We start from the raw sequence: 15,181 nt of genomic DNA, 5'->3' as shown, positions 1-15,181 counted from the left end.
GCGGACCTCATGCTGCCGAGAGCCTTGCTCCCCGTTGCCGAAAGCAACGGCGGGAAAATAGAATGGCCATGTCGCGCGCGGAGGAGCCGACTTTCGCGACCAGAGCATCGACCTCCGTCAGGACAGTCTCGCGGTCGCGGCCGTGGATCATTGAATAAAGATTATAGCGCCAGGTGGGCGGACGGCGTGGTCGCTGGTAGCAAAGGGTGACGCTTGGTTCGGCGGCGAGGCTCGTGGCCGTCTCGACGAGAGCCTCGTCGTCAATATCCCAGACCAGCATGGCGTTGGCGTGAAAGCCCAGGGCGCGATGTTTGACGACAAGTCCGAAACGCACGATCAGGCCTGCGCGGAGCAAAGCGTCAAGACGACTCAAAACCCTGGTTTCGGACCAATCCAGCCATTGCGCGACTTGCCAGAAGGGGCGTTGGGTAAGGGGCAGTCCATCTTCGATCGCCGTTAGCAGCAATAGATCGTCAGGCGACGCGCTGGCCTCCACGAGGGGAGGCGCGACCCGGGCCTTGCATGGTCCGTCGAAAACTGGGAACCCGAGATCGATGTGGAATGAGCGCAACATCGGGAAATCGAGTACTGGCAGGCCGGTTCGATGCTGGATACGCGAAAGGGTCGCCGTCACCGCGTCTTGGGTGCGTCCGGTGACGACAAACCAGAGATTGATCGCATGTTCGCGTTCGTAATTGTGATTGACGCCCGGTTCCGCATTGATGAGTTCGGCGACCGCTTCAAGCCGTTCCTGTGGCGCGGCGATCGCCGCCAGCGTCGATGCGCCAACGCGGTTCGGCCGCAATACGGCGCCAAGACGCGACAGCACCCCTGTGTCCACAAGCCGGCGCACACGGAGAAGCGCGACTTCGGCGCTGACGCCGATTTCGGCTCCGACATGCTGGAAGGGCATCGAAAACAGCGGAAAGTCGCGTTGAAAGCTGTCGATCAGGGCTTTGTCGATGGCGTCGAGCATGGTCATGACCCCAATCGATGCGCGCGCGCGGCGAGGAAAATCCCGGACGGCTTTTGCGCGGGAATCTCGGCCAGTTTGGTGCGGCGACGGACATCCATCACATCGACCCTGTCGGCGTCCCGCACTGAAATCCAAACCTCGTGGCCCCGAGGCGTGAATTCGAGATGCAGCACGGCCGGCCCCGGCGCGAAGCTATGCACGACTTCGAGCGTCGGCACGTCGATGATCTGCACCGTGTCGTTCTGCGGATGGCCGAAATTGAGCCAGACCTCGCGTCCGTCCGGCCGGGCGACGCAGAAGATCGGTTGCCCGTGTACCGGAATGCGCTTTTTCTCGCGCATTGTTTCGAGGTCGAGCACCAGCGCTTCATGCTGGCCTGCCGCGGGCAGGATCAGGTCGTTGGCGGTTTGTCCCCATCCTTCGAGATGCGGCATCTTGTAGACGGGAATTTTTCCGCGGCCGGCGTTATAGCCTTGCAGGACGCGCTCGACTTTTGGATTGGCGCTCCACAGATCGAGATGGACGAAGCCATCCTCGCCGAACAGCCCCGCGAGATAATGACGCGCGTCCGAAGTCACGTTGCCGTCATAGGGCAGCAGGCCAACATTGAGGAATTTGGTGACGACGGGAGCCCCGCTTTCGCCAAATTCGGCGATCCAGATTTCGCCCGCGTCATAGAGCGAATAGACAAAGCGCCGCCCTGGAAGATCAACCAGGCCGACCGTTTTCGAGGCGAGCCCATTGGCGCCAATGGCTGGAATGGACGCGACTTCCGTCAGGGTTCCGGCGTCGAAAACCTTGATTCCGCCAGGCTCGTAATTTGAAACGGCCACCAGCCTGCCGTCGTCGGAAATGGCGCCGCCAATCGAATTGCCGCCCTGCACGATACGCTTCTCGATACGCATTTCGAGCAGATCGAGCTTGGTCAGGCCGCCGTCGCGTCCAAACACATAAGCGTAGCGTTCGCAGGGCGAGAACACGATGGAAGCATGCGAAAGATCGCCCAGGCCCTCGATCCGGCCAAGGCTGATCCTTTGCATCGTCTCGATGACGAGGACCGAGCCGGTCGCGCGTTCGACGATGAGTCCGAGAGAGCCGGTTCCGCGCAGGGGCGGCGTTCTCTCCTCGGCGCGCCCCGCGGCTCCGCCCAATAAGCTGGCGGCGAGACCGGCCCCTAGAAAACCTCTGCGGTTCATTTAGGAAATCCCTCCTTGAGGTTTTCGGCGATCCAGCGCGCGTCTTCCGGGCTGATCAGACCGCGCCATGGCGGCATCGGCGTTCCCGGCACGCCGTCGAGAATGATCGCGGTCAGCGTTCCAGCGTCTTTGTTGGCCAGCGCGCCGGGCAACAAGGACGAGCCGAGCCCGCCCTTGAGGGTGAGGCCATGACAGGAGCCACAATCCTCGCGCACCAGCGAAACGAGCTTTTCACGCGAGGATTGTCCGGCTGCCCCAACGATCGAGGCCAACAGTGCGGCGGCGAACGTTGCTACGCTAAATCGCATGGCAGACCGTCCTGACGCTCTCGATCCGAGTTGAAACCGAACCGAGCGAGAGGCCGGCAACCTCGCCGATGATGAACAAGACCGGCCCTTCGAAATTGGCTGCTTGGGCCATTTCGACGATGTTGTCGAGACGAGCGATCAGGTGCCGCTGCGAGGGCAGCGTTGCGTTGTTGATGGCAGCGACAGGCGTCGATGGACGGCGGCCTTGCGCCAGAAGCCGTTCAGCGATGAGCGCAATATTGGCAAGACCCATGTAAACCACGAGCGTGGTGTGTGGATCGGCGAGGCCGCGCCAATCGAAATCAAGATCGCTGTCATTGCGTCCGTGGCCGGTAAGGTGCCGCAGACTGCTGGCGCAACCGCGCTGCGTCAGAGGAATGCCGATTGCGGCGGCGGCGCCTTGCGCCGCAGTGACGCCCGGAACGATTTCGCAGGCGATCCCGGCCTGTGTCAGATGCGCGGCCTCTTCGCCGCCACGGCCAAACAACAAGGGGTCGCCGCCCTTGAGACGCACCACCCGTGCATAGCGTGCGGCCAGGCGCACGAGCAATTGGTTGATTTCATCCTGCGGCACGGGATGGCATTTCGGCTGCTTGCCAACGTCGAGACGTGGGATTCCGGTTGGAGCAAGAGCGAGAATGGGCTCGGAAACGAGGCGGTCATAGACCAGGACGTCCGCTGTCTCTATAATCCGCAAGGCTCGAAGCGTGAGGAGGTCGGGCGCGCCCGGCCCCGCTCCGACGAGATAAACAACGCCATTAGTCATGATGCTGCTCCCGCGCGAGGGCAAGAAGCGGCGGGGCCAAAGCTCCGCCGCTCACTGATTTTAGTAAATGTCTTTGCGCGTATTGTTGACGTTGAACTTGCCGGTGGGCGTGATCAGAGCAGGATCCTTGATGACGGCTTTGAGCTTTAAGGTCTTGTCGTCGACGATGACGATCGCCGATTCCTGCGATTTGGAATTCCACAGGGAGAACCAGATCTCGCTGCCGTCCTTGTTGAACTCGCCCTGAACGACCCGCCGCTGGCCTTCGGAAATGCCCGACCACTGGCCGATCGGCAGCACCGTATATTTCGGCTTGTCCTGCGCCAGATCGGCGATCTTGAACACGGCGACCGACGAAGCGATTTCCGCGTCCGGGTTCAGCGGGCTGTCGACATAGAGGTTCTGCGATTGCGGATGCGACTTGACGAACAGCGAACCGCCGCCCTGTCCCTCAACCTTTTGCACGACCTTCCAGGCTTCCTTCGGGTGTTTCACCGGATCGGAGCCGATAAAGGAAACCGTTTCGTCGCCGAGATGCGAGGTCACCCATACCGGACCAAATTTCGGATGGATGATATTGGCGCCGCGACCCGGATGCGGCGTCTTGCCGCCGGTATCGACGACGGTGACCAGCTTGCCGTCCTTGGTGTCGACGATAGCGATCTTGTCGCGGGCGTTGGCTGCGGAAAACAGGTAGCGGCCCGTGGTGTCAAAGCCGCCATCGTGCAGGAACCGTTCGGCCTTGATTTCGCGAGTCTTGAGCTGGTTCAGATCGGAGTAATCGACCGCGAGAATGACGCCGCGCTCCTTGATGTTGAGATACCATTCCGGCGCGAAATGCGAAGCGAAAATCGCCGCCACGCGAGGTTCGGGATGATATTCCTGCGTGTCCTCGGTCATGCCGCGGGTCGAGACGATCTTGAGCGGCTCCAGCGTCGGTCCGTCCATGATCACATATTGTGGCGGCCAATAGGCGCCAGCGACCGCGAGCTTGTCTTCAAAGCCCTTGAACTTGGAGGTGTCGACCGAGCGTGCTTCGGCGCCGATCTTGACCTCGGCGACCACATTCGGCGTCGGCGCCCACAGGTCGATCAAGTCAAGCTTGGCGTCGCGGCCGATGACATAGAGATAGCGTCCCGATTCCGACATGCGCGAAATATGCACGGCGTAGCCGGTTTTGATGCGTGTGACGATTTTCTTGGTGTTCCCGTCGATCAGCGCGACCTCGCCCGCGTCGCGCAAGGTGACCGAGAAAAGATTGTCGAGATCGAGGTCGTTCATTTTTTTCGTCGGCCGGTCGGCGACGGGGACGATGACCTTCCAGGTCTCTTTCATTTCCTTCATGCCGAATTCCGGCGGCGTGGCCGGTTCGTTCAGCAGGTAGCGGGCCATCATGTCGACTTCTTCCTTCGACAATTGGCCCGACGTGCCCCAGTTCGGCATGCCCGCCGGCGAGCCGTAAGTGATAAAGTCGCGCAAATATTCGTAGCCGAGCTTCTTGGTGAGGTCGGTGGTCAGCGCCTTGCCCGTGGCGCCCTTGCGCAGAACGCCATGGCAGCCGGCGCAACGCTCGAAAAATATCTTGTTGGCCGCGGCGAACTCTTCCGGCGAAAGTTTCGGGTCTCCAGGCTTTTGTCCTGGCTGTTCGGGGGTAGGGAGCACATTGAGATTCGGCTCATAGGGCGGAATCGGCGAAGCCGGGTGCGACTGAACTTTAGGCGCAGGTTGTTGAGCGTTGGCGTTTCCCGCTGCGAGTCCGGCCGCGAGCGCCAGGGCCGCGCCGAGGGGCAGGGCCTTTCGCAGATGTCTGGTCATTTCGAACATGGCTGTCCCTCCGATGGAATGACAGAACAGCTATGTCACGCGTGGAGAAGCTCTCCTTGACTTCGGTTAGGCCAAACAAAATTGTGCGAGCTAACCGAAGTCAAAGAGGAGAATTGCGGAATATGCGCAACTGGCCGAGCCCGGACGGCGGGTTCGGCGGCACGATAATGATTGAGAAAACCGCTTTACATGTCCTTCGATCAGGGCTCCTGGCGCTCGCGCTGCTGTTCGCCCCGGCAGTGCGCGCCCAGGATCTTGAAAGTTTTGCGCGCGCGGCCTTCGCGCACGACGCCGCGAAAGTCGAATTCGCCACAAGATCGATCGACGGAGCTCAAATTGTTGAAGCGCGTGCGGACGGTCGCGTGCGTGGATGGGCGTTCTCGACCTGGGCAGTGATTCATTCCGTCGGCTATTCCGGCCAGCCGGTGGATATAGAGGTCGCGCTCGACGCCAGGATGTCCATCGCCGCCGCGCGGCTGGTGCGTCAGAGCGAGCCCATTCTGATCATTGGAATTTCACCGGAACAATTGCAAGAATTCGTCGCCAGCCTGACTGGACTCAATGTTCTAAGCTTGAACCGAACGACCGCCTTGTCCTCGGCTCGACGCGCGGACGCGCTCGCGGGGGCGACTGTCTCTAGCGGGGTGTTTCGCGACGCCGTGGTGCGCTCGGCGCGAATCGTCGCCCGAGGCGTTGGCGCATTGGCGGTTTCTGGGGCGATATTGCGCGAAAAATTCGAACCATCGGATTGGAGCGGCCTGATCGCGTCGAAGGCCATTGCAAGCCGGCGGGTTGACGCGCGGGAATTCGCCGTCGCCGTGGGTGGGCGCGCGCCGGAGCCGGATCTCCTGCTGATCGAGGCCTTCGCTGCTTTGGCGACGCCCGCTGGCGTCGGCCAGAATTTGCTCGGTAAACACATCTATGATTCGCTGATCGCGACCATCGGCCCGGACGACAATCTATTGTTTGTTGGCGCGAACGGTCTGCTCTCGTTCAAAGGATCAGATTGGCGCAGTACTGGCGTCTTCGATCGTCTGACCCTGCTTCAGGGCGACAGAACCATTCGGTTGACGCGCGAGATGTATCGCGATCTCGACCAACTGGCGCCGCCAGACGCGCCGGAACTGCGCGAGCGCGCTTTGTTCATTCTACCGTCGTCCTCTGGCTTTGATCCCGCAAAACCGTTCCGCCTGTCGATTCTCCTGTCGCGCGTCGACGCCGACCGCGCGACGCAGGCGGCGCCATTCGATCTCGACTATCGTCTGCCGGGATCCTACGTCGCTCCTCCGCCCGTAGTGGCCGATCCAGCCCTGTGGGTGGACATCTGGCGGGCGCGGCTGCCGGAGATCGTGGCGCTGCTTTCGCTGCTGGCGACGCTGTTCGCAATCCTGCTGTTCCAGGACACGCTGGTCGAACATCTTAAACTTTACCGGCGGACCCGGATCGCCTTTCTCGCCATCACGCTCCTGTTCCTGGGGCTCTATTCCAAGGCGCAGTTGTCGGTCGTGCATGTCGTGACCTTCATCCATGCGCTGCGGACCGATTTTAAATGGGAATTGTTCTTGCTCGACCCTTTGATTTTCATTCTTTGGGGGTTTGTGGCAATGGCCATGCTGTTTTGGGGGCGTGGCGTCTTCTGCGGCTGGCTGTGTCCGTTCGGAGCGTTGCAAGAACTGCTCAATGAAGCGGCGCGTCGCCTCGGCATCCGGCAATGGGAGCCGCCATGGGCGCTGCATGAACGCCTGGGCATGATCAAATATCTGGTGTTTCTGGCGATTTTCGCCATTTCACTGAATTCGATGGATTGGGCTTTTCGCGCCGCCGAAGTCGAACCGTTCAAGACCGTGGTTGCGCTGCATTTCATGCGCGCCGCGCCTTTCGTGCTTTTCGCGGGGGCGACGCTGGCGGCGGGGCTGTTCGTGCGGCGCTTCTATTGTCGCTATTTGTGCCCGCTCGGCGGAGCGCTGGCTCTGCCCGCGCGCCTGCGCACCTTCGAATGGTTGAAGCGGCGACCGCAGTGCGGGAAGGAATGCCGCCAATGCAATGTCCAGTGCCCGGTCAAGGCGATCAATCCGTCCGGCGTGATCAGTCCGAATGAGTGCATCTACTGTTTGAACTGCCAGGCGATGTATCACGATCCGAAAGTCTGCAAAGGACTGGAGGGCCGAGAAGCGCGGCGGGTGGCGATGGAGGCGATGTTGGCGGCAAGGAAGGACTCCGGCAATGGATGAAACGATCCTCACCCGTCGGCGCGCCCTGACCATACTGGCGCTCGGCGTCGGGGCGGCCGCCTTTGGCGCTTCCCGGGCTTCGGCGGATTTCGAGTGGCGCGGCGAAGCGATGGGCGCGCAGGTTCGGCTTCTTTTCGCGGGCGAGGGCAATGTCGCGCCGCAGATCGCCGTCGAGGCCATTTTGGAGGAAATCGAACGACTGGAGCGGATATTCAGCCTTCAGCGCGAAACGTCGGAACTGTCAATTTTGAACAGGCAAGGTCGCCTTGACGCGCCGTCGCCCGATCTTGTCGCCGTCCTGAACCTCTGCGCGCGCGCGCACCGAGCGACAGGCGGGCTGTTTGACCCGACTGTGCAGCCGCTTTGGAGCCTATACGTTGACTGGTATTCGTCTGACCTCGACCGGACGCCGCCGGACGGGCCCGCTTTTGCTGAAGCGCGAGAGCGAGTGGGGTTCGAGCACGTGGCTTTCGATCCCGGCGGAATATCCTTGCGCGCGGGAACAAGCATGACCTTGAATGGCGTCGCCCAAGGCTATGTCACTGATCGTGGCGCCGACCTGCTGAAGCGATTTGGATTTTCACGAGTGCTGGTCGACCTTGGCGAAATGCGTGCGCTCGGACGTCCAGCCAAAGGGCTGTGGAAGATTGATTTGCCTGAGGGTGGCGGATCGATCGGCCTGCATGGCGGCTCGCTCGCGACGTCGGCCGGATCGGGAACCGTTTTCGCTCGCAACGGCGACCATCATCTTTTTGATCCGCGGACTGGGCGCCCCGCGCGTTCCTGGCGCTGGCTGACCGTCCACGCTGGTTCGGCAATGGTCGCTGACGCTCTTTCGACGGGCCTCTATATTGCCTCGCGGGCGGAAATTGCGCCGATGATCCGGGCGTTTCCCGGCGTTTCAGTTTGGGCGGCGGATCATGACGGTCGGGTGTTCCGTAGTGCGGCGCAAGGCGAATTTGGCGCTCCGCTTGAGGCGGGTTAAGCCTTGCATTCGAAGCAAGATCCGGCGGAACCCAAATTCGCGTCGATTACGACAGTTGCGAATTAGAGCGCCAAAACTGTCTCCAGCTCGACTATCGAAGCCCTTTTCGCGCGCCCTCGCTTTTCATAAGCCGCCAATATCTTGGAGGTGGACGAAGTCGGCGCGGCATTGCCCTCAAGCTGGGCGATGCAATTCCGGATTCGCGGATCCCTGGCCATTCGCACCGCCTGCTGGTCGGGCGAAAGACCTGCGAGCAGCGGGCAATCGCCCGGATCGAAGCGCCTCTTGACGGATGTTGCGTTGCACATGAATGCCGCCCCGAGCAGTTGCGAACTAACAACGACTTGTCGCCCGAGGCATACCGCGGGCGACAAGCACATTAAGCCGGAAGATGGCAGGGGCCGCTTTGATCGAGATCAACTGGCCATGCAAGCCGGTTGTGAGGCGCTATCGGATTCTGGCGCGCCCGCCGAGGAACGGTTGGTGAGAAACGTGGATGTGACCTGGTCGACGCCGCCGACATGATTTGCGACGAGATGGGTCAGAACAAAGCCGATTTGGTGACGTTGCACCTTCGCTTCAGCCGTCGCGAGATAAGCCCGCATCGTCTCAACCTCGCGAAGCAGGGCGGCGTGTTGCGCCTTGTGGCAGGACAGAATCGGAACTTGCGCCTGTTCCATCATGATTTCTTCGCGGCTGAAATGATCGCAAATCTCCTGAGCAATGGCTTCGAACAACGGCAAAAGATTCGCATCCTTGGTCTCGGGGAGCGTGCTGAACATTTGTTCGAGCACGGCATGATCGCGGTCCATGAGCGGCACGCCGAGGGGCAGTTTCGGTAAATTCATGACGTCCTCGAAAAGATAATGCGTTCAGACTTGAATGCGCGACTTTTCGTCCGGGCGCCTTGACGGAAGTCATCTGCGAGCTTCGTCTCGCCTTGAACCGAGTTGAATCTTGATGCCGCGCGTTCGGCCTATAGTCGTGGGCGTATTTCGTCGCGCAACCCGCATCGCGGGCCGGTCGTTGATGGAATTGCTATTCCGAGAAGGGCTATTTCAGACTTTCCGTCCGGTCGGGCGACGAGATGAGCGCTATGAATTGACTTCCCAGAAGTCCAGATTGTTTCAATCACCCACGGGCCCTTTGTGGAGAAACCATGATCGACGACATCATCCTTGCGCGATCTCTGCATGTGCTCGCTCTGGTCCATTGGATCGGCGGCGTCGCCTTCGTGACTCTGGTCGTTTTGCCTCTCGCCAGATCACGCTCGTCGACGACGGATGCGATGGCGTTGTTCAACAACGTGGAGCGGCGATTCGCGGTCCAGGTCCGCGTCTCAATTCCGCTCGCGGGGGCGGCCGGGCTGTGGATGACCTATCGAATGGATCTTTGGGAGCGTTTCGCCGACCCGCGCTTCTGGTGGATGCCGGCGATGCTGGGCCTTTGGCTGGTTTTCATGCTGATGGTTTTCGTGTTGGAGCCGCTCCTGCACGCCCGGTTCGAACAATTGGCCCTGCGCGAACCGGCATCGACCTTGCGCCGCATGGCGCGGCTGCATTCGCTCTTACTCTCGCTCGCCGCGCTGACGTTGCTCGGCGCCGTTGCGGGGGCGCACGGCTTTTATTGAGGCCGCGTATCGTGAATGCAAAGGCTGTCGCTTCAGACTCCTGCGTTCGGACTTCCGCCGCATGGTTTGACTGGACCGCCTCGATTATCCTCCGTCGGGTCCGGGGACGGTTGAGCAGAACGCAAGAGTTCGACCGCCTTTTCTTGAAATGCGCGGCAGGCTCGTTCCCATTGACCTGCACGCGGCGCTACCCAGGCCAACTGCAACACTAGCGAACGGAATTCGTCCGCCTTGCGACGCTGCGCCTCGAACCGGGCAGCCAGTTCGGCGTAATCGGTGCTGCGCAAAAATTCGCCATTGCGGCGGATGCACACGCCAAGGCATGATTGCGGCGCCTCGATCTGGCCGCAAGTCCCGCAGAGCCAGACCGTGGCGTACTCGTCCGCGGGCGTAACGATAAGCTGTCGCGATAACTCACCTTGTTGGACCAATCGGAGAGTTTCGCGCGCGCGGATCTGAAGCCTGCGGTAGTCGCGCTGTGGATCGTTTGAACTTCCGCCAAGCACGGCGATCTCTTGAACCACCGCCGCTAATCTTTTTGCCTTGTCAGTGACCGTGGCAAAGCTTTCCAGCAGTTCCGCGTATTCGTCGGCGCTAACGATTTCGAGTTTCCGGAATGCGCACGTCCCTGTGCACGGTTCCGAATTCCCCATGGCGCCACAGCCGATGCAACGCCACAATGTCAGGCAATCAGGTAATTGACCGCCTTCCAATTCGGATTGATCATTGTCGGGGATGGACATTTCGTTCAACTTCGCCGGCGCATCACTGGATGAGGAATTAGATGGCGTCGGGCGGCGAGGCGCGCAAATAGCGCTCGCCATCTCCCGACGGGTTGCCGGTTTCTGGAGCCCGGTCGCTCATTCAGGAATGGCTCTGGACATGGCCGCCGACAATATCGTCAGCCGCCGCAGCCGCCGCAACATGTGCCCGCTTTTGCGCTCGCCGCGCGCTCGGCCTGAACCGGCGGGCAGGGAATGTCGCCATAGGAGCAGAACACGCAATCTCGGCCAGCTACGGGACGCAGCACGGAGCCGCAGCCCTTGCACTCATAGGACGATTGGAACGAGGCCGTCGGCATCAACTCTGTCGCGCAATGGCCGCAAGACGGGCAGGTGATCGTCGATAATGTAATGGTCGTCATGATCAGTCAGAATCCGGTTTGTTATGAGGCTATCGGAATCCCATTTGTCCGCGCCCCGACGGGGCGGACGGTCGCCCCGTTTAGGCGTCGCCCTGAAAAAGGAGGCCGCTCCCTGAGAGCGGCCGAGTCTCGAGAGGACAGAGGAATCATTGCGTTTGGCGCGAATTGCGACGTCGCCATCACGCGATTTTTTTACGCGGAGATTGCGAACTCGTATTTGTCGGGCGACAAATACCCGACGGATTATTCATGACGGGCGGTTTTCATGCATGCGACGCAAATCGCCAACTTTATTCTCTACGAAGGCTCTGTGCACCTGAACCAGTGCGGCTCCGGCATTGATCCGCGAATTTGCCTGTTCGGCGTCGCCGATGCCGCCGACGGAAATCAATGTCAGGGAATCGAGATGGCGCTTGATCCCAGCGATGCGTCGCAAACAGGAACAAACGAGAACGATCCCTTCCAGTTCCTGACGCCGAGCTTCGAGAACTGCCGTTGGAATTGGATCGCTCTGTTCGCCACCATCTATTTTGATCAACAGGGGCGCATGACGCCCAATCGCCGCAGCGCAGAGGTCGCGCTCTGTTTTCAATCGACCGACCAATTCAACCACGCCGAGACTATTGGCGTCGCGACCAGACCGCGGCGAAGTCAGATTGGCGCAGAGATAATCCGCAAAGGGATAGGCATGCCGCATCGCGACGAGGTAGTCGTCGATAACTTGATCGTCCAGTCCATAACGAGAGCTGCCAATATTCACGCCGATGCGTAAGCTCGCAGGACGTCCGCTCATGTTCAGCTTTTCTTTCCCTGTGATTGTGCCAATTTCAATATGTCCGAAGCCGGCGAGGTCGAGGGAAGCGATGTTTTCGCCGTCCCGGTCGACGCCGGCTGCGAGCCCCAACGGGCTGGCGAAGGACAGGCCCATCGCGGTTACGCTGCCGTGATTGAAACAACGCCGGGCTTCAACGCCTGTGGTTTCGTTCGCTGGCGATGCGGTCATTGCCCCCTCGCTTCAGCCTTTGCGCCGTCTGAAATCATCCATGAAAGCGGCGAGCGCATCGACTGCTTGCTGCGGTGCAGAATTATATAATGAGGCGCGAAATCCTCCGACCGACGGATGGCCGCGTAGGTGCAAGAGGCCCGTCGCCTCGGCCTCGGTTTCAAAAGCTGCTTCGAGGCTTGCCTCCGACAGATGAAAGCGGATGCTGATTCGGGAGCGATCTTGCACGGCCGCCGGACAGGAATAGAAATCGTCCTGATCGATCAGTGAATAAAGCGACGCGCTCCTGCGGACGGCGCGCGCCTCCGCGGCGTCAAGGCCGCCGGCGTCGCTCAGCCAGCGCAGCATCTTGCCTGCGACGGCGATGGCGAATGTTGGCGGCGTATTGACCTTACTGCGCGCCGCCGCCTGGAGCGCGAAATTGAATGGCGCGGGAACGCCTTTGCCTGCGCGGCCCAACAGGTCTTCGTGAATCACGACGATCGTCATGCCCGCGATCCCAATGTTTTTTTGTGCGCTGGCGTAAATCAGGCCGAACGGATCGAGCGGGATTGGCCGCGTCAGGAAATCCGCGGTCATGTCGGCGACCAGCGGAACCCCGCCGAGGTCGGGAAATGAACGGAACTGCAAGCCCTCGGCGGTTTCGTTCGAAGTGACGTGGCAATAAACGGAATCGGAAGACATTCGCCAGGTTTGGGGACGCGGCAGGGATCGTCCATCGCCCGCCGCCGCCGCGCGGATGGCGCCCCACGCGGACGCCGCTTCGAGAGCCCGCCGCGACCAGAGTCCGGTCTCGATATAATCGGCGGATTCCCCTTCGCGGAGGAGATTCATCGGAACCAAAGAGAATAGGGCGGTCGCACCTCCTTGCAGGAAAAGAACATGGTGTTCGGACGTCAGGCCGAGCAGGCGACGCAAGTCCTGTTCTGCCCCTGCACGGATCGCCTCGAATTCGCTGGCGGAAAAAGGCAGTTCGAGCAGGGATTGCCCGCTGCCGCGTTCTTTTCGAATCCCGCTCCCGCGCTGTTGCCGAATATCGCATTCCAACTCCTCCAGGACGGATGGAGGCAGTGGGGCTTGCGCCGAGGCGAAACTGAAAGACGTCATAACCAACCCGTCTTGCTGCGAACAACTAAGCCCCGTGCGCCGCCGCCACCATGAAAAACAGCGTAGCCAGCGACAGAAAACTATTCGTGCGCGAAGAGAGAAAAGTGATGCGCGTACAGTGGAGGCGTTGTTCGACCGTGGCGTCGACATAGCCCAGCACCTTTTTTTGATGCGGCCACAAGACCAGCCATAAATTGAGGACCATGATCGTGCCGGTCCACACGCCCAACCCGATCCATAGGGACGATCCGGACAGCGCATAGGCGTCCATGATCTGGCCGCGGTTCCACAGCATGAGCATGCCGCTCGCCCAGACGACGAGCGAAGCGTAACGGAATATGCCGTGTTCGCGTTTCGACGCCGCGAGGAAGACGCGGCGAGCGGTCTCTGGCGGGTCTTGCGGCAAGACCCGCCGATAGCGCGGATGATTCACGACATTCGCCCAATTATGCCCGATCCAGACCAGAACCCCGGCGATGTGGAGCCATCGGGCGGCGAGATCGACGATTGCCAATTGCATTTGCGTCTCTCGAGATTTCGTTTTGCGGCGCGCGGAGTTTCCGCGAGGACGCGGCCGTCAAGAACCAATGTCGATGGGCGCCCGCCGTTTGCGAATGTCGCGCATGATCAATCTGTCGGAGCGATCGGGCTTTTCCTGTCTTGCGCAGCCCAGCAGATTATCGATGATCTTGCGGTCCGGCGATTTCGAGCAGACGGGATCCGTGTTGGTCGCGTCGCCGGTCAGTAAAAAGGCCTGGCAACGACACCCCCCAAAATCCTTTTCCTTTTCGTTGCAACTGCGGCACGGCTCCTTCATCCAGGAATCGCCGCGAAATTTTTGGAACGCCGGCGATTCACGCCAAATCCAGGCCAGATCCCGATCGCGCACATTTGGGAAATCGAGCGTCTCGATCAAACGGGCTTCCTGGCAGGGCAGCGCCGTTCCGTCGGGCGCAATGGTCAAATGAATCGCTCCCCAGCCGTTCATGCAGGCCTTCGGGCGATCGTCGTAATAATCCGGCACGACGAAATAGATTGTCAGGCGCTTGCCAAGGCGTTCCCGCGCTGCCTGAATCTGTCTTTCCGACCGCTCGATCTGCTCGCGCGTCGGCAGCAATTCGGCGCGGTTCAGCAGCGCCCAATTGTAATATTGGAGATTGGCGAACTCGACATATTCGACGCCGAGATCGACGGCGAGATCGATGAATTCCTCGGTTCGGTCGATGTTGTAGCGACTGACCGGAATATTGAGCACCATCGGCAGGCCTTCCGCCTTGATGGCGCGCGCAATGGCGATCTTGTGATCGAAGACATCCAGGCCGACGAGGGATTCGTTCAGGGCGCGATCGGGAGCTTGAACGCTCAGCTGAACCTGCTTCAGACCCGCCGCCTTCAGGGCGCGAAGGCGGTCGACTGTCAGGCCGACGCCCGAGGTGATCAGATTGGTGTAATAGCCCAGGCGGTCCGCTTCCCCGACCAGTTCCTCAAGATCACGCCGCAGCATTGGCTCGCCGCCGGTAAAGCCGAGTTGCAGGGCGCCAAGCTTGCGGCCTTCTCGCAATACGGACTTCCATTCTTCCGTGGAAAGCTCGTTGCGATAGCGCTCGAATTCCACCGGATTGCTGCACCAGGGACATTTGAGCGGGCATTTATAGGTCAGTTCGACGACAAGCCACAAAGGCATGCCCAAACCGTCAAGACTTAACCCTGATCCAGCCTTTGGCACGGGCGTCCTCCAGAAATCCAAGGATTTTCGGTTCGAGATCGGCGCGGCTATAGCGCGATGCGATGTCGCTTGCTGCGGCGCCGATCGAGGACGCATGTGTCGCGCACTCGATGATCGCCGCCGCCGTCTCGTTGAGTTTCACGATTGTTGATTGCCACTGAGAACTGACCCGCTTTGGGCGGGCATTTCCACTGAGATTTGACCCATGTTTGAACTTCTCCCGGCTGGCGTCAGCGGGGGTCTTTGGAGTGATAGACATGGCGTTATTGAGCGTTATCCGGCGCT

At 60.5% G+C, this 15,181-nt stretch carries 17 protein-coding genes; 3 read left to right on the top strand and 14 right to left on the bottom strand.

The window, feature by feature from the left end; genetic code table 11:
- Positions 1–7 precede the first annotated feature (7 nt).
- From QZ409_RS20325 to QZ409_RS20305, 5 genes are read right to left on the bottom strand one after another with little or no spacing between them, the layout of a single operon-like run.
- Positions 8–982, bottom strand: coding sequence for an Lrp/AsnC family transcriptional regulator (locus tag QZ409_RS20325; RefSeq protein WP_296715020.1), 975 nt, complete (start codon positions 980–982; stop codon positions 8–10).
- A complete protein-coding gene (locus tag QZ409_RS20320; protein WP_296715019.1) occupies positions 979–2,172 on the bottom strand; it encodes a cytochrome D1 domain-containing protein in 1,194 nt (397 codons plus the stop codon). The genes QZ409_RS20325 and QZ409_RS20320 overlap by 4 nt, the downstream gene beginning before the upstream one ends.
- Complete coding sequence (locus tag QZ409_RS20315) at positions 2,169–2,480, bottom strand: cytochrome c (protein ID WP_296715017.1); 312 nt, start codon at positions 2,478–2,480, stop codon at positions 2,169–2,171. The genes QZ409_RS20320 and QZ409_RS20315 overlap by 4 nt, the downstream gene beginning before the upstream one ends.
- Entirely contained in the window at positions 2,470–3,246 is a 777-nt protein-coding gene (gene cobA / locus QZ409_RS20310; RefSeq protein WP_296715014.1) for a uroporphyrinogen-III C-methyltransferase, read from the bottom strand. The genes QZ409_RS20315 and cobA overlap by 11 nt, the downstream gene beginning before the upstream one ends.
- 60 nt (positions 3,247–3,306) lie before the next feature.
- Complete coding sequence (locus tag QZ409_RS20305) at positions 3,307–5,070, bottom strand: nitrite reductase (RefSeq protein ID WP_296715013.1); 1,764 nt, start codon at positions 5,068–5,070, stop codon at positions 3,307–3,309.
- 167 nt (positions 5,071–5,237) lie between these two features.
- Here QZ409_RS20305 and QZ409_RS20300 point away from each other — a divergent pair, with 167 nt between their 5' ends.
- The gene (locus QZ409_RS20300) at positions 5,238–7,301 is read left to right on the top strand and encodes a NosR/NirI family protein (protein WP_296715011.1); all 2,064 of its coding nucleotides are present in this window, start codon (positions 5,238–5,240) and stop codon (positions 7,299–7,301) included.
- The gene (locus QZ409_RS20295) at positions 7,294–8,286 is read left to right on the top strand and encodes an FAD:protein FMN transferase (RefSeq protein ID WP_296715009.1); all 993 of its coding nucleotides are present in this window, start codon (positions 7,294–7,296) and stop codon (positions 8,284–8,286) included. Before QZ409_RS20300 ends, QZ409_RS20295 begins: the two co-directional genes overlap by 8 nt.
- 62 nt (positions 8,287–8,348) lie before the next feature.
- On the opposite strand, the gene QZ409_RS20290 is transcribed toward QZ409_RS20295, so the two are convergent.
- Both QZ409_RS20290 and QZ409_RS20285 read right to left on the bottom strand, forming a co-directional pair.
- Positions 8,349–8,594, bottom strand: coding sequence for a hypothetical protein (locus QZ409_RS20290; protein ID WP_296715006.1), 246 nt, complete (start codon positions 8,592–8,594; stop codon positions 8,349–8,351).
- A 108-nt stretch (positions 8,595–8,702) separates the two neighbouring features.
- On the bottom strand, positions 8,703–9,134 hold the full coding sequence (locus QZ409_RS20285) for a hemerythrin family protein (RefSeq protein ID WP_296715005.1): 432 nt from the start codon (positions 9,132–9,134) through the stop codon (positions 8,703–8,705).
- 311 nt (positions 9,135–9,445) lie between these two features.
- Between QZ409_RS20285 and QZ409_RS20280 the strand changes: the two genes are divergently transcribed.
- Entirely contained in the window at positions 9,446–9,916 is a 471-nt protein-coding gene (locus QZ409_RS20280) for a hypothetical protein (RefSeq protein ID WP_296715004.1), read from the top strand.
- A gap of 32 nt (positions 9,917–9,948) precedes the next feature.
- Here QZ409_RS20280 and QZ409_RS20275 read toward each other — a convergent pair whose 3' ends face one another.
- The 7 genes from QZ409_RS20275 to QZ409_RS20245 all read right to left on the bottom strand — a co-directional run.
- Complete coding sequence (locus QZ409_RS20275; protein ID WP_296715003.1) at positions 9,949–10,659, bottom strand: hypothetical protein; 711 nt, start codon at positions 10,657–10,659, stop codon at positions 9,949–9,951.
- A 158-nt stretch (positions 10,660–10,817) separates the two neighbouring features.
- The gene (locus QZ409_RS20270) at positions 10,818–11,060 is read right to left on the bottom strand and encodes a GDCCVxC domain-containing (seleno)protein (protein WP_296715001.1); all 243 of its coding nucleotides are present in this window, start codon (positions 11,058–11,060) and stop codon (positions 10,818–10,820) included.
- Between the two features lie 247 nt (positions 11,061–11,307).
- Positions 11,308–12,063 (bottom strand): dihydroorotate oxidase, encoded by a 756-nt coding sequence (locus QZ409_RS20265; RefSeq protein WP_296714999.1) that lies wholly within the window; start codon positions 12,061–12,063, stop codon positions 11,308–11,310.
- 12 nt (positions 12,064–12,075) lie between these two features.
- On the bottom strand, positions 12,076–13,170 hold the full coding sequence (serC, locus tag QZ409_RS20260) for a 3-phosphoserine/phosphohydroxythreonine transaminase (RefSeq protein ID WP_296714997.1): 1,095 nt from the start codon (positions 13,168–13,170) through the stop codon (positions 12,076–12,078).
- A gap of 25 nt (positions 13,171–13,195) precedes the next feature.
- On the bottom strand, positions 13,196–13,690 hold the full coding sequence (locus QZ409_RS20255; RefSeq protein ID WP_296714996.1) for a urate hydroxylase PuuD: 495 nt from the start codon (positions 13,688–13,690) through the stop codon (positions 13,196–13,198).
- A 57-nt stretch (positions 13,691–13,747) separates the two neighbouring features.
- On the bottom strand, positions 13,748–14,854 hold the full coding sequence (pqqE, locus tag QZ409_RS20250; RefSeq protein ID WP_296714994.1) for a pyrroloquinoline quinone biosynthesis protein PqqE: 1,107 nt from the start codon (positions 14,852–14,854) through the stop codon (positions 13,748–13,750).
- 10 nt (positions 14,855–14,864) lie between these two features.
- Positions 14,865–15,181 (bottom strand): PqqD family protein (locus QZ409_RS20245; RefSeq protein WP_296714992.1); only part of this gene is annotated, 317 nt, incomplete at its 5' end.

Source organism: Rhodoblastus sp. (genome assembly GCF_019449565.1).
Classification (GTDB): domain Bacteria; phylum Pseudomonadota; class Alphaproteobacteria; order Rhizobiales; family Beijerinckiaceae; genus Rhodoblastus.
Note: the sequence above shows the minus strand (reverse complement) of the source record. Positions and strands in the feature narration are given on the sequence as shown.

Bases quoted from the DNA above. Each gene is read 5' to 3' on its own strand.
- QZ409_RS20325 (WP_296715020.1), bottom strand. From the start codon at position 982: ATGACCATGCTCGACGCCATCGACAAAGCCCTGATCGACAGCTTTCAA.
- QZ409_RS20320 (WP_296715019.1), bottom strand. From the start codon at position 2,172: ATGAACCGCAGAGGTTTTCTAGGGGCCGGTCTCGCCGCCAGCTTATTG.
- QZ409_RS20315 (WP_296715017.1), bottom strand. From the start codon at position 2,480: ATGCGATTTAGCGTAGCAACGTTCGCCGCCGCACTGTTGGCCTCGATC.
- cobA (WP_296715014.1), bottom strand. From the start codon at position 3,246: ATGACTAATGGCGTTGTTTATCTCGTCGGAGCGGGGCCGGGCGCGCCC.
- QZ409_RS20305 (WP_296715013.1), bottom strand. From the start codon at position 5,070: ATGTTCGAAATGACCAGACATCTGCGAAAGGCCCTGCCCCTCGGCGCG.
- QZ409_RS20300 (WP_296715011.1), top strand. From the start codon at position 5,238: ATGATTGAGAAAACCGCTTTACATGTCCTTCGATCAGGGCTCCTGGCG.
- QZ409_RS20295 (WP_296715009.1), top strand. From the start codon at position 7,294: ATGGATGAAACGATCCTCACCCGTCGGCGCGCCCTGACCATACTGGCG.
- QZ409_RS20290 (WP_296715006.1), bottom strand. From the start codon at position 8,594: ATGTGCAACGCAACATCCGTCAAGAGGCGCTTCGATCCGGGCGATTGC.
- QZ409_RS20285 (WP_296715005.1), bottom strand. From the start codon at position 9,134: ATGAATTTACCGAAACTGCCCCTCGGCGTGCCGCTCATGGACCGCGAT.
- QZ409_RS20280 (WP_296715004.1), top strand. From the start codon at position 9,446: ATGATCGACGACATCATCCTTGCGCGATCTCTGCATGTGCTCGCTCTG.
- QZ409_RS20275 (WP_296715003.1), bottom strand. From the start codon at position 10,659: ATGTCCATCCCCGACAATGATCAATCCGAATTGGAAGGCGGTCAATTA.
- QZ409_RS20270 (WP_296715001.1), bottom strand. From the start codon at position 11,060: ATGACGACCATTACATTATCGACGATCACCTGCCCGTCTTGCGGCCAT.
- QZ409_RS20265 (WP_296714999.1), bottom strand. From the start codon at position 12,063: ATGACCGCATCGCCAGCGAACGAAACCACAGGCGTTGAAGCCCGGCGT.
- serC (WP_296714997.1), bottom strand. From the start codon at position 13,170: ATGACGTCTTTCAGTTTCGCCTCGGCGCAAGCCCCACTGCCTCCATCC.
- QZ409_RS20255 (WP_296714996.1), bottom strand. From the start codon at position 13,690: ATGCAATTGGCAATCGTCGATCTCGCCGCCCGATGGCTCCACATCGCC.
- pqqE (WP_296714994.1), bottom strand. From the start codon at position 14,854: ATGCCTTTGTGGCTTGTCGTCGAACTGACCTATAAATGCCCGCTCAAA.